General features: G+C 62.9%; 14 protein-coding genes. 4 read left to right on the top strand and 10 right to left on the bottom strand.

Annotation, left to right across the window (positions count from 1 at the left end; translation table 11 throughout):
- Positions 1-14: 14 nt before the first annotated feature.
- Positions 15-278: a hypothetical protein gene (locus tag LIY45_RS09630; protein WP_226476145.1), complete on the bottom strand. Its 264-nt coding sequence runs from the start codon at positions 276-278 to the stop codon at positions 15-17.
- Positions 279-421: 143 nt separating this feature from the next.
- On the opposite strand from LIY45_RS09630, the gene LIY45_RS09625 reads away from it, so the two are divergent.
- Positions 422-1,060: an ATPase gene (locus LIY45_RS09625; RefSeq protein ID WP_226476144.1), complete on the top strand. Its 639-nt coding sequence runs from the start codon at positions 422-424 to the stop codon at positions 1,058-1,060.
- 29 nt (positions 1,061-1,089) lie between these two features.
- Positions 1,090-1,431, top strand: a complete 342-nt coding sequence (locus tag LIY45_RS09620) for a hypothetical protein (RefSeq protein WP_017475107.1) — start codon at positions 1,090-1,092, stop codon at positions 1,429-1,431.
- A gap of 155 nt (positions 1,432-1,586) precedes the next feature.
- Here the strand turns inward: LIY45_RS09620 and LIY45_RS09615 are convergent, their stop codons facing one another.
- Both LIY45_RS09615 and LIY45_RS09610 read right to left on the bottom strand, forming a co-directional pair.
- Positions 1,587-2,336: a creatininase family protein gene (locus LIY45_RS09615; protein ID WP_008435386.1), complete on the bottom strand. Its 750-nt coding sequence runs from the start codon at positions 2,334-2,336 to the stop codon at positions 1,587-1,589.
- Between the two features lie 86 nt (positions 2,337-2,422).
- The gene (locus LIY45_RS09610; RefSeq protein WP_226476143.1) at positions 2,423-3,136 is read right to left on the bottom strand and encodes a murein L,D-transpeptidase catalytic domain family protein; all 714 of its coding nucleotides are present in this window, start codon (positions 3,134-3,136) and stop codon (positions 2,423-2,425) included.
- Positions 3,137-3,173: 37 nt separating this feature from the next.
- On the opposite strand from LIY45_RS09610, the gene LIY45_RS09605 reads away from it, so the two are divergent.
- Positions 3,174-4,736 (top strand): L,D-transpeptidase family protein, encoded by a 1,563-nt coding sequence (locus tag LIY45_RS09605; RefSeq protein ID WP_226476142.1) that lies wholly within the window; start codon positions 3,174-3,176, stop codon positions 4,734-4,736.
- Here the strand turns inward: LIY45_RS09605 and chrA are convergent.
- The 5 genes from chrA to LIY45_RS09580 all read right to left on the bottom strand — a co-directional run bounded on the left by chrA (position 4,726) and on the right by LIY45_RS09580 (position 8,866).
- On the bottom strand, positions 4,726-5,916 hold the full coding sequence (gene chrA, locus LIY45_RS09600) for a chromate efflux transporter (RefSeq protein WP_226476141.1): 1,191 nt from the start codon (positions 5,914-5,916) through the stop codon (positions 4,726-4,728). The genes LIY45_RS09605 and chrA overlap by 11 nt on opposite strands.
- Positions 5,917-5,970: 54 nt before the next feature.
- Positions 5,971-6,891 carry a CDF family Co(II)/Ni(II) efflux transporter DmeF gene (gene dmeF, locus LIY45_RS09595; protein WP_226476140.1) on the bottom strand — a complete coding sequence of 307 codons (921 nt, stop codon included), beginning with the start codon at positions 6,889-6,891 and terminating at the stop codon, positions 5,971-5,973.
- A 13-nt stretch (positions 6,892-6,904) separates the two neighbouring features.
- Positions 6,905-7,180, bottom strand: coding sequence for a metal/formaldehyde-sensitive transcriptional repressor (locus tag LIY45_RS09590; protein ID WP_017475112.1), 276 nt, complete (start codon positions 7,178-7,180; stop codon positions 6,905-6,907).
- A 75-nt stretch (positions 7,181-7,255) separates the two neighbouring features.
- Complete coding sequence (locus LIY45_RS09585; protein WP_226476139.1) at positions 7,256-7,762, bottom strand: AAA family ATPase; 507 nt, start codon at positions 7,760-7,762, stop codon at positions 7,256-7,258.
- A gap of 45 nt (positions 7,763-7,807) precedes the next feature.
- Positions 7,808-8,866 (bottom strand): alginate lyase family protein, encoded by a 1,059-nt coding sequence (locus LIY45_RS09580; protein ID WP_226476138.1) that lies wholly within the window; start codon positions 8,864-8,866, stop codon positions 7,808-7,810.
- 130 nt (positions 8,867-8,996) lie between these two features.
- On the opposite strand from LIY45_RS09580, the gene dapF reads away from it, so the two are divergent.
- A complete protein-coding gene (dapF, locus tag LIY45_RS09575; RefSeq protein WP_226476137.1) occupies positions 8,997-9,830 on the top strand; it encodes a diaminopimelate epimerase in 834 nt (277 codons plus the stop codon).
- Here the strand turns inward: dapF and LIY45_RS09570 are convergent.
- Complete coding sequence (locus LIY45_RS09570) at positions 9,799-10,974, bottom strand: PAS domain-containing sensor histidine kinase (RefSeq protein WP_226476136.1); 1,176 nt, start codon at positions 10,972-10,974, stop codon at positions 9,799-9,801. The genes dapF and LIY45_RS09570 overlap by 32 nt on opposite strands.
- A complete protein-coding gene (locus LIY45_RS09565) occupies positions 10,961-11,779 on the bottom strand; it encodes an alpha/beta hydrolase (protein ID WP_226476135.1) in 819 nt (272 codons plus the stop codon). Before LIY45_RS09565 ends, LIY45_RS09570 begins: the two co-directional genes overlap by 14 nt.
- Between the last annotated feature and the right edge of the window lie 5 nt (positions 11,780-11,784).

Genomic DNA, 11,784 nt, shown 5'->3' with positions numbered 1-11,784 from the left:
CGGATAGCGCGCTGCTATTCGGCTTTCAGTAGCACCAGCCAGGCTTGCACCACCCGGCGGTCAAGGTCTTCCCAGTCGGCCATGCCCAGCACCCGGGTGGTGTTCAAACCGCGCAAGTAGCCACGCAGTTGCTGGGCGATGGCGTAGACCCGTTCGGGTTCTGCGGCGTCATCCAGCAGCACTTCCTCATAATCGACCAGGTAATCGGCAACCCGGTCGCGAAATTCCGGCAGCACGGCTTCACGGATGCGGTCGAAGGTTTTCTGGTGGGGCTTCATAGGCGTTCCTTATCATTTTGTGTGAGGCGGCCTGCACGACACTATTGCTCTAGATAATAGTCACCATCAAGTATTGCGAGTTCTGTTTTTCTGAAAAAGGAGGACAATTGCCATCATTGAACCTGATGTGCAAGGACCCTGCGATGAGGACTTTTACCGGATTGGCCCTGGTGGCGCTGCTGATGAGCACAATGGTTGGCGCTGCGTCGGCCGGGGGGCTTCAAGCCAGCCACCTGGCGCCAATCGTCGCCAGCCCGATGAGTTTGCAGCATTCGCAAACGGTCGGCGTGCTCTACAGCGACAATACCCTCGACAACCTGCAGTACCTGGCGCGTTACCACACCATGGCAGTCAATGGAGCCAAGGATCAGTTGGACGAGCGGATTCGCCAGGCCTTCGTCGACAGCTCCGACCCGGACCTGGCGATTGACTGGCTGATGGCATCGTTGCGGCACACCTTTGCCTCCGTCACCCGTTACGACAACCTGGATGCGCTGTTACAGGCGCACCCGGATGTGGTGGTGATGCTCGACACCTACAACCAGTTGCTGACCCAGCGGAACGACCTGGTGGAGGCGCGATTTGTCGCCAAATTCTATGACCTTGACTTGCAGTACATCGACAAAGCCGAGGGTTCGGCGCAATTGCACTTGCCTTCTGTATGGGTACATGACAAAACGGCGCCCCAGATCGCTGCACAGATTGGGCAGCAGCGCGACGTTCAGTTGAATGCATTAAAGCAGTTCGATGCCTCGCTCAAGGCGTTGGTCGCTGCCGGTTAGCCCACTTCGTTTATTTTTCAGGAATTTCTATGCGCTTGTTGTTAGTGCCAGCGATGGCTTCTGCTTCTTTATTGATGACGGGCTGCGCGTCTGCCCCCAACGCACCAACCCTGACGCTGCAAACCAGCAAGTCTCCCGATGCGTATGTTGAGTGCGTGGTGCCCAAGTTCGAGAAGAACGGCATGACCTCCACGGTCACGCAGAACTCTCGGCATGCACGGATCGTGGTGACCAGCAAGATCGCTGCGGATAACATCCTGGAGGTCTACAAGGCGCAGGACGGCGGCAAGGTGTTCTTGTATGAGCGCAAACCGTTGGCGTCGGCGTTCAAGCCATCGCGGTTCGAGCATGCGGCGCAGGATTGCCTGTAATCGACTGGCGAGGATCTAATGTGGGAGCTGTCGAGCTTTAGCGAGGCTGCGATGGCATCGCTGCGGTCTGACAGTGACACCGCGGTGATCCCATCGCAGCCTCGCTAAAGCTCGACAGCTCCCACAGTTGATCTTCATTGCATTGAGCGAATGATTCAGCTCGGCTTTGGCTCGCTGCTGAACGTCTCGACAGCCTTCACCAACCCCTTGGCCGCCAGCGCCACCAACTCACCGCCTTTTTGCGGGGTGGCCAGTGCCGGGTCCGAACCCATGCGCCCATCCGGGAAACGCGCGCGGAAGTCGCGGGCTTCGCGGATCGGGCCGGTGTTGGCGATTTGCGGCGAGTAGTCAGCCGATTTGATCGCGTCCGGGTAGGCCCATTGGGTCACGGCGATCTCCGACGGCGTGGCATGGCTGCCATGGCCCACCGGGAACTGTTGGTGCGCCAGCTCGTTCACGCCTTCCAGGTCCCACCAGTTGCACAGTTTCAGCGCATAGCCTGACGGGCGCCCGCTGAAGCTGGCTTCGGCGTACAGCTCGGAGAACGCCGCTTCGATCGAGGCGATGTTGCCGCCGTGGCCGTTGAGGAACAGGATTTTCTCGAAGCCATGACCCGCCAACGAACGCACCCAATCGCCAATCGCCGCGATAAAGGTCGAAGGGCGCAGGGAAATGGTGCCGGGGAAACCCAGGTGGTGTTGCGCCATGCCGATATTGAAGGTCGGGCCGATCAGGATGTCGGCGTTTTTTTGCGCTTCATGGGCGATGATTTCCGGGCACATCCAGTCGGTGCCCAGCAGGCCGGTGGGGCCGTGTTGCTCGTTGGAGCCGATGGGAATCACGATGCTGCGGCTGCGTTCCAGAAACTGGCCAATCTCGATCCAGGTGGATTGATGTAAAAGCATCTCAGGTTCTCTCTCTCATCAAGCCCAGGAACACGGTGGAGTTCCTGGTGGCGTGTGCCGCATGGTGCACGGCAACGGCCAGCCCATCAACCGCCTTTGACGGTACCGGCACTCGCCATCTGGCGCGGCTTGCAGTTGAGATACGCCGATGACTTCAGCCAGCGCTGGTCGGGGTACCAGGAAAACATGAACTGGCCGTCCTTGAGTTTATCCACCACCTGGCGCGCCACTTGCGGGCGCACGGCCGGGCAGCCCTGGCTGCGGCCGATGCGGCCCTCGCGCTTGCTCCACAAGGGGCTTACGTAGTCGGCGGCATGAATCACGATGGCGCGGTCCCGCGCACGGTCATTGAAGCCGGGCTCCAGGCCGTCCATGCGCAACGAGTAGCCATGGGCGCCTTCGTAGCTCTCCTGGGTGCGGAACAAGCCGATGCTGGACTGGTAGCTGCCTTCGCGGTTGGAGAACTGGGTGGCAAAGTTTTCCCCGGATTTTTGTCCGTGGGCCACCAGGTCCCGCAGCACTAATGTCTTCTTGCGCAGGTCGAAGATCCATAGACGACGAGCGGTCGAAGGTTGGGAATAGTCGATAACGGCCAGCCGGTCGGACTGTTCGATGCCATTGCCCACCGCACACTGCATGGCGCTCAAGGCTCTTTTCAATACGTCGGGGTTGAGTTCTGGAGCGGCGTGGGCGAGGCTGCTATACAGAGTAAGAGGTTTACCCGTGTCTGCGAGCGCAACGGTGCTCAGCGAGGCAAAGGTCGAGATGATCAGGCCAAGTCGGCAGCAAAAGGTCCGCATGTATAAAGCATCTCCGCCGTGGATGGGAGTTAAGCGATTGTTCAAAAAACACGCATGTTACTTGAGCATTTGCCTGCTCGTTGCACCGCTGGTCGCGACAGCCGAAGACCTGTTGGTGGTGTCACCGGCCCCGGTGCAACTGGCGCTCTCGCAATTGTCGACGGTTTGCCCAGGCCTGGCCGGGCAGGTCGATGCGCCTTCCCAGGCGCGTTTGCAGGCGTTTTATCAGCAGCAGGGCGACGTGGTGCTGTGGGCCGAGGGGGATCGCCGCGCCACCTTGCAAGCCCAACTGCAGTTGCTGGCCGACGATGGCCTGGACCCGACTCACTATAGACTGCCCCCGGCGGATGCCACGGGGAACGTGCTGTGCATCGACATCGGTACCAGCCAGCAGTACCTGCAAGCCCTGCAGGATCTGCATTTCGGCCGCTTGCAGCAGTCGCGCTTCGAGCCCGTCTGGCACTCGCAACCGGCCCCGGACTCCGACACCCAAGTACTGGCCATGGCCGAAGCCGGTATGCAGGACGTCGCCCAGGCTTTCGACCAGGCCCGCCCGAGCGCGCCGCTATACCTTGGCCTGCGCAGCGCCTATGCCGCCTTGCGCCAGCAACCGTTGCAGCATTGGGAAGCCGTGGCCAGCGGCCCGTTGTTGCGCCCCGGGATGGACGATTCGCGGGTGCCGCAACTGGCACGGCGCATGGTCAATGGCGGCTACCTGAGCGGCACCTCCGCCGGGACACAGTACCGTGGCGAACTGGTCAACGCGGTGAAGACCTTCCAGCAAAGCCATTCCCTGCAAGCCGACGGTGTGATCGGCCCGGGCACCGTCACCGAGCTGAACATCAGCCCGGCGATTCGCCGCGAACAACTGCGCATCAACCTGGAGCGGTTTCGCTGGTTGTCCCGAGACCTGGAGCCTGACGGCGTGTTGGTGAACGTGGCAGCGGCGCAACTGAGTTTCTACCAAGGCGGTGTGGCGGTGTGGCAAACCCGCCTGCAAGTCGGCCGCCCCGACCGCCAGACACCGCTGCTGAAATCGCGCATCACCCGGCTGACCCTGAACCCCACCTGGACCATCCCGCCCACCATCATGCGCGAGGACAAGCTGCCGGCGATCCGCCTGAACCCCGAATACCTGCGCCAACAGAACCTGCAAGTGCTCGACAGCCAGGGCAACCCGCTGGCGCCGGAACAGGTCGACTGGTCGCACCCGGGCAACATCCTGCTGCGCCAGGGGGCAGGCCCGCGCAACCCGCTGGGCCGGATCGTGCTGCGCTTTCCCAACCCGTACTCGGTGTACCTGCACGACACGCCGAGCCAGCCGCTGTTTTCCAAGGGACCGCGGGCTTTCAGTTCGGGGTGTGTGAGGGTTGAGCAGCCGTTGCAATTGCGGGACTTGCTGGTTAGCCCGGCGGAGAAGATCCGCACCGAAGAGCTGCTGGCGACGGAAACCACCCACGAGTTCCGGCTCGCCACGCCGGTACCGGTGCTGCTGGGGTACTGGACGGTGCAGGTCGATGGCAAGGGCGCGTTGCTGTACGCGCCGGATATTTACGGGCGGGATCCGGTGTTGATGAAGGCGATGGGCGTCACGCTATAAACCAGCCAGCAAGGGCGCCCACAGCGACCACCAGCCACGGCGGCAGCTTCCAGAACATCAGCGCCACAAGAGCAACAAGCGCCAGGGCGAAATCCGCCGGCCGAAAAATCGCGTTGGTCCACACCGGCTGGTAGAGCGCCGCCAACAACAGGCCGACCACGGCGGCGTTCACCCCGGCCAGGGCGCCTTGGGCACGCACGCTGCGGCGCATGCTGTCCCAGAACGGCAAGGCCCCCATGATCAACAGAAACGAGGGCGCGAAGATCGCCAGCAAGGCAATCACGCCGGTGGTCCAGCCCTGGCCCATCGACGCGCCGAGGAACGCCGCGAAGGTAAACAACGGGCCCGGAACGGCCTGGGTGGCGCCGTAGCCGGCCAGAAAAACCTCATGGCTGACCCAGCCGCTGGGCACCACCTGCGCTTGCAGCAGCGGCAGCACCACATGCCCGCCGCCGAAGACCAGTGAGCCCACCCGATAGAACGCATCCACCAGCGCCAGGGTCGGGTTCGGCAGCCAGTGGGCGGCCAGCGGCAGGCCAAGCAGGAGCAACACAAACAGCGAGAGCCAGAGCATACCGGCGCGGCGGCTGACGGTTATTGGGAGTGCTTCATGCTCGACGCCGGCCTTGGGCTTGAACAACCGCAATCCGGTAAGCGCTGCGATGGCAATCACCCCAACCTGTCCCCAGGCGAACGGTACGAGCAGGGCGACGCAGGCGGCAATCATCATGATTGTCGCGCGTGGCATATCGTTGCACAGGTGCCGCGCCATGCCCCAAACGGCTTGGGCAACCACCGCCACCGCGACGACCTTAAGCCCATGCAAGGCCCCCGAGGAAAGCACGGCGGCATATTCCGAGAGGCCCACTGCAAACAGGATCAGGGCGGTGGCCGAAGGCAGGGTAAACCCCGCCCAGGCGGCCAGCGCTCCGGCATATCCCGCCCGGGACAGGCCCAGCGCAATGCCGACCTGGCTGCTGGCCGGCCCAGGCAGGAACTGACAGAGCGCGACCAACTCGGCGTAGCTGCGCTCGCTCAGCCAGCGGCGTCGCGCCACAAACTCATCGCGAAAGTAGCCCAGATGCGCGACGGGCCCGCCGAAAGAAATCAGCCCAAGGCGCAGGAAAATCAGGAACACCGAGCCTGCGCTATCGGCGTGACGGGCATCCGTGTTGGCCATGCAGTTGCCTTGTTCGTTGGAAAGGACGGGGCATCCTAATCAATCACCGTGACTTCAAGAAGACAGCGTGCGGTATTCCACGGTCAGGTGGGACACTTCATGCACCGGCGCCAGGCGCTCGCGGATGATGTCGGCGTTTACCTCGGCATTGCCCAGCACACTCACAATCGCGGCGCGTGCTTCTGGCCCGACCTGCCATACGTGCAGGTCGGTAATGCTGACGTCGCCGGTGGCACCGAGGATCTCGCGGATTTCCTCGGCCACGTGCTCATCGGTGCGGTCCAGCAGCACGCCTGAAGTGTCGCGCATCAAGGTCCAGGCCCAGCGTGCGATCACCAGTGCACCGACAATCCCCATCAGCGGGTCAAGCCACACCCAACCCAGGTAACGCCCGGCCAGCAGCGCGGCGATGGCCAGGATGGAGGTCAGCGCGTCGGCCAGCACATGAACGTAAGCCGAGCGCAGGTTGTTGTCGTGACCATGGCTGTGGCCGTGATCATGCCCGTGGTCATGATGATGACTATGACCGTGGCTGCCGGAGAGGAGCAGGGCGCTGACGACATTGACCGCCAGGCCTGCGATGGCGATCAGCGTCGCGCTGCCGAAGTCAACCTGGGTCGGCTCCAGCAGGCGGATCAGCGACTCGACGCCAATGCCGATCGCCACCAGGCCCAACACCAGTGCCGAAGCAAACCCGCCCAGGTCGCCGACTTTGCCGGTGCCAAAGCTGTAGCGAGTGCTGGCGGCATGGCGCCGAGCATAGGCGTAGGCCGCTGCCGCGATGCCGAGCGCGCCGGCATGGGTAGCCATGTGGAAACCGTCGGCAAGCAGGGCCATGGAGCCGGTGATGTAGCCGGCGGTAATTTCCCCGACCATCATGACAACGGTCAGTGCGACGACCCATAAGGTGCGCTTGGCGTTCTCATCGTGTGAGGCGCCGAGAAACACATGCGGGTGGGTGTGGGTGGCGCTCATGTCAACGAACTCTTCATTTGCTGTAGCGGCGGATGGCTTCGAGTAATTCGTCGACGCCCTTGGCGCGTTCTTCTGCGCTCAAATCGGGATGAGCCACATGTTCACGGGCGTGGTCTTCGATGATTTCATCCATCAACCCATTGATTGCGCCTCGTGTGGCGGCCACCAGGTGCAGGGTTTTGGCGCAGTCGTCGTCAGACTCCAGCGCCCGTTCCACGGCCTGGATCTGCCCGGCGATGCGTTTGACACGCTTGAGCAGGTCATCCTTGCCTGATTTGATGTGAGCCATACCATACCCCCCCTCCCTATATTTGAAATGGATAGTTACAGGTTCGGAGGGCGCGCGCAAGGGCGGGAGAAAGGGTCAGCGCAGCTCGGCAAGTCGGCGAGTAATCAGCGCCAGGGCTCTATTGGGAGGCAGTTGTGCGGTGTCGACTGTAAAGGGCGCGTCGTGCCACGGCTCATATTCATGGGCCAGGACAGACGGCCAGGTGGGCGGTGTGAGCCCCGGAATGTCGCTGGTGCGTGATTCCACCCGGCGTTGGTGTTCCTGCGAGTCGGAGCAAATCACCTGGATATTCACCAGCGGCGTATCGGCGCTTAGCGCGGTGTCGCTCCACGCCTGACGACTTTCAGCCACCGGGTTAACGCAATCTACGACAACCGTATGGCCCAGCAGAAGGTTGCTCAACGCCAGCGCATTGGCCACCTGGTAACCGCTGCTGCCCACGCCCTGTGCCAGAACCCCCGCACCCCGGATGGCCTGCTCGATGGCATCGATGCGCAGGTAAACGGCGCTGGCCTGCACAGCAAGGGCCTTGGCAATCGTGGTCTTCCCGCTGCCGGGCAGGCCGCTGAACACAATAAGCATCGTCGATCCTTCGAGTGGGTGAGTCGGCTCTGTCTACCGGGCGACTCACTTCAAATAACAGGCGCTGATCCAGTCCGAAGGCTTGGGCGCGAGCTGTTCGGCCACCGGCAGATACCGCGCGTCCAACTGCGCGGCCAGCCAGTACAGGGTATTGCTGCTCTTGGGGTTCCACTCGCCGCTGTAGCCCGGTTCGCCGATGCGGGCGCGGTCCCTGTCGAACTGCACATGGGTGTTCACGAATTCTTCATGGCTGCGCTGGCCTTTGGCATACGGCGCGAGCCAGTCCAGTGCTTCGCTCAGCGAGCCGCCGTGGGGCGCGGTGAAGTCCAGCCAGTTGCCGCCAATGCCATAGGGCTTGGCCGCCAGCGCCGCCTGGACCAGCGGCTCCAGGTCGTAGACCACGTAGTGCAGGGCGTCACGGTCCTGGAAGTCGGTCACCGAGCCGTCAGGCAGCACGTTGTCGGTGATCTGTTGCTGGAACAGTTTGAAGGCCTCTTGCAGCATCTCGCGGTCGCCCAATGCTGCCGCGGCTACCGTGACCAGCTTAACGCGGTGGCTCTGCCAGTTATTGGTGTTGGTGGCCTTCTTGGCGCCATGGAACTGCTTGATGCGTTCGATATAGCCGTTGCCCAGGTTGATCAGCAGCGCGCGAGTGGCGTCGCGGGTCTGGGGGCGAAGGTCGCTGGCGGTGAGGGCGTAGGCGCTCATCAGCATGTCGAGGTTGGTTTCGTCGATCGGGTTGAAATCCGGCTGATAGGTGCTGGCCCACGCGCTCAGGTAGTCATCCACCTGCTTGAGATAGCGCGTGTCGCGGCTCAGGCGCCAGGCCAGGGCAGCCTGGCGCATCACAGGCCAATCCTTCTCGGCGGCGATGCTTTGCTCGCGGATGCCCTGGTTCGGCAGCGTGCCCTCGGTGTGCAGATGGGGCAGGGCGTCGGGCTGGTCACCGAGGTGGCGCTGGGCGGCGGCCAGGAGCGATTTGGAGGTCGGGTTCGAGGTGGCGGGCTGGCAGGCACTCAGGACCTGGGGCGCGGCAAGGGCGGCTTGGGCGAACGAGGCGAGCAGCGCGGCCAGGGCCACGGTTTTCAGAGGGCGTTGGAGCATGCAGTTTCTCGGTGTTGGATTGACCAGATCGGGGCACAGCCACGCTACCATGCCCGTGATGGGGATTTGATGAAATACCCGCCAGCCCTCTATCCTAGCCTGCCAAGCCCGGTCGAGAACAGGACGCCCCATGACCTTGCACTTCGTGAAGATGCACGCCCACGGTGATGACTTCATCGTGATCGACCGGCGCGGCCAGGATGACCCGATCACCGCGCACATCGCCCGCCGCCTGGGGGACCGTCATCGCGGCATCGGCTTCAATCAATTGGCCGTGGTGCTCGATTGCGCTGACGCCGCCGCCCGCATCACATTCTGGAACCCCAACGGCACCCTGCTCGATACCTGCGGCAGCGCTACCCGTGGGGTTGCGGACATCCTGATGCGCGAAGCCGGCACCGCCACCCTCGTGCTGCGAACCCACCGGGGGCTGCTGACCTGCGCGCGCGAATCGGGGCAGCGGGTGTCGGTGGACATGGGGCGGCCGTCATTGGGCTGGGAAGACATCCCGCTGGCGCAAGCGATGGGCACCGAACGCTTGCCGCTGGAGGGCGACCCGGCGGCGTGCAGCATGGGCAACCCGCATTGCACGTTCTTTGTCGACGACCTTGCGGCGGTCGATATCGCGACGCTTGGGCCGTCGCTGGAAAACCACCCGTTGTTTCCCAACAAGACCAACGTGCATTTCGTGCAAGTGCTGGACCGCAGCCATATCCGCCTGCGGATCTGGGAGCGGGGCGGCGGCATTCCGCAGGGCTCGGGCTCGTGCTGTTGTGGTGCGGTGGTCAACGGGATTCGTCGTGGGCTATTGGATGACACCGTCGACGTGCAATGCGATGGCGGTACGGTGACGGTGCATTGGGATGGGCACGGCGGCGTGGTGTTGACGGGGGCTGTCCAAACCGTTGTTCACGGCACGGTGGCTGCCGCGCTCATGGGTGGCGCAATGGAAAGTGCACACTGAAGGTGGTGCCCCGGTCCGGGCTTGAGCTCACCGAAACACCTCCATCATGGGCCTTGGCGATTTCCCGCACGATAAACAGCCCCAGGCCAACGCTACGCACCTCACTGTCCTGCTCCGTGCCTCGGGTCATGGGTTCAAACAATCCGGCCATCAACGCTTCGGGAATGGCCGCGCCCTGGTTATGTACCGAGAGCCGGCTCTCTTGCGCGTCCTGGTGCGAGGTGATGGTAATCGGCTGTTGCAGGTCGCCGTATGCCACGCTGTTGGCCACCAGGTTGCCGATGATTTGTTGGATGCGGTCGGCATCCAGGAACGTGCGGGCGCTGCCCGTGGCGTGATGTTCGAGGGTCGCCTTGGGGAACGCCACCCGCAACTCGTCGAGACTGTCACGGGTGACGGTGTGCAGGTCGAGTGCTGTGGGGTTGATGCCGATGCCCTGGCCGACTCGGGCTTGGGTGAAGTCCAGCAAGTCGGCGATCATCCGCTGCGCCCGCTCGGTGGACTGGCCGATATGCCCCAGCAGTTGGCGCTCCTTGGGGCTGCGCTCGCCACGGGCGAGGAACTCCGAGGCCATCTTGATCGCGGTAAGCGGGTTCTTCAGGTCATGGCTGACAATCGCGACCATCTGTTCGGCAAACAGCGCCCGGCGCTGGGCGATTTCATAGGCGCTGCTCAGTTCGGCCTGGGCCTGCTGCAGCGCGACTTCAGTGGCGGTCTTTTCCTGCAGCAAGGCTTCAGCCAGTTTGCGGGCATTGAGCAATTCACGCTCGTACTTGTCGCGGTCGGTGGTGCCGAAGAGGGCCAGTTCGTTATAGGCAATGCCGGCATGTTCGTACCTGACGCCGTTGAGCAATACCGTGACGGTGCGCCGGTCACGGTGCAGCAGGTCGAGTTTTACTTCAGCGATGGAGCCCTGCATTTTCATCAGGGGCCCCAGGTGCGTCTGATGGAAGATCCGCCCGCCCATCGTCAGCAAGTCCTGAAATCGCCGTTCTTTCAACTCATCGACGCTGAAGCCGGTCCAGTCGCTGAAGCACTGGTTGGCCTGCACGATGGTGCCGTCTTCCCGGGTCACCACCAAGGCGCAGGGCGCGCCGTCGAACAAACGTTGAGCATCCGGCAACGACAGGTTATCGGCTGGCATCGGCACCTACCCATGGCAACAGGAAACTGTCCATGGCCACTGAGCAGGCCCCGGGTGCACTCATGTGCGGGCAATGCCCCACGTTATCGACCAGGCAATAGATGCTGGCGGGCAACGCCGCATGCAGGTATTCACCCACGCAGACCGGTGCGATCAAGTCGTCGGTGGATTGCAGAATCAGGGTCGGGGTCATCAGGCCCGCGATGTCCTGGCGGTTGTCCGACAGGAAGGTCACCCGTGCGAAGCGCTTGGCGATGTCGGGCTCGGTGCGGCAGAAGCTGTTGGTCAGTTCTTCGCCGAGGGCCGGTTGCCCGGGCGCGCCCATGATCACCGGGGCCATGGTGCTGGACCAGCCGAGGTAATTGCTGTCGAGGGTATCGAGCAACGAATGGATATCCTCAAGGGTGAACCCGCCCGTATAGGCACCGGAATCGATGTAGCAGGGCGACGGACCGATCATCACATGGGCGGCTACTCGCCCTGGGGACTGCCGATCGGCCAGTGCACCGATCATGGCACTGACGGAGTGCCCCACCAGCACCACCGGGCCCACGGCGTATTCATCAATGACCTCGCCCAGATCGTGGGCGTAGCCGGTCAGCGAGCTGTATTTTTCGCTGTCGTACGCGCTCAGGTCAGACTGGCCAGCCCCCACCAGGTCATACAGCACCACACGGAAGCGCCCGGTGAAGTGAGGAAACAGATAATTCCACATGGTTTGATCACACCCGAAACCATGGGAGAAAACCAGGGTCGAGGGACCGCTGCCAAACACCCTGACGTTGTTGCGCTGCTGAAGGTCCATGGCGT

This window comes from Pseudomonas sp. MWU16-30323 (assembly GCF_020515595.1).
Lineage (GTDB): Bacteria > Pseudomonadota > Gammaproteobacteria > Pseudomonadales > Pseudomonadaceae > Aquipseudomonas > Aquipseudomonas yamanorum.
The sequence above is the reverse complement of the archived record's forward strand: the minus strand, read 5'-3'. Positions and strand labels throughout refer to the sequence as shown.

Coding starts and splice junctions, on each gene's coding strand:
- LIY45_RS09630 (WP_226476145.1), bottom strand. CDS start 278: ATGAAGCCCCACCAGAAAACCTTCGACCGCATCCGTGAAGCCGTGCTG.
- LIY45_RS09620 (WP_017475107.1), top strand. CDS start 1,090: ATGCGCTTGTTGTTAGTGCCAGCGATGGCTTCTGCTTCTTTATTGATG.
- LIY45_RS09585 (WP_226476139.1), bottom strand. CDS start 7,762: ATGCTTATTGTGTTCAGCGGCCTGCCCGGCAGCGGGAAGACCACGATT.
- LIY45_RS09615 (WP_008435386.1), bottom strand. CDS start 2,336: ATGCTTTTACATCAATCCACCTGGATCGAGATTGGCCAGTTTCTGGAA.
- dmeF (WP_226476140.1), bottom strand. CDS start 6,891: ATGAGCGCCACCCACACCCACCCGCATGTGTTTCTCGGCGCCTCACAC.
- LIY45_RS09580 (WP_226476138.1), bottom strand. CDS start 8,866: ATGCTCCAACGCCCTCTGAAAACCGTGGCCCTGGCCGCGCTGCTCGCC.
- LIY45_RS09565 (WP_226476135.1), bottom strand. CDS start 11,779: ATGGACCTTCAGCAGCGCAACAACGTCAGGGTGTTTGGCAGCGGTCCC.
- LIY45_RS09625 (WP_226476144.1), top strand. CDS start 422: ATGAGGACTTTTACCGGATTGGCCCTGGTGGCGCTGCTGATGAGCACA.
- LIY45_RS09590 (WP_017475112.1), bottom strand. CDS start 7,180: ATGGCTCACATCAAATCAGGCAAGGATGACCTGCTCAAGCGTGTCAAA.
- LIY45_RS09610 (WP_226476143.1), bottom strand. CDS start 3,136: ATGCGGACCTTTTGCTGCCGACTTGGCCTGATCATCTCGACCTTTGCC.
- LIY45_RS09570 (WP_226476136.1), bottom strand. CDS start 10,974: ATGCCAGCCGATAACCTGTCGTTGCCGGATGCTCAACGTTTGTTCGAC.
- chrA (WP_226476141.1), bottom strand. CDS start 5,916: ATGGCCAACACGGATGCCCGTCACGCCGATAGCGCAGGCTCGGTGTTC.
- dapF (WP_226476137.1), top strand. CDS start 8,997: ATGACCTTGCACTTCGTGAAGATGCACGCCCACGGTGATGACTTCATC.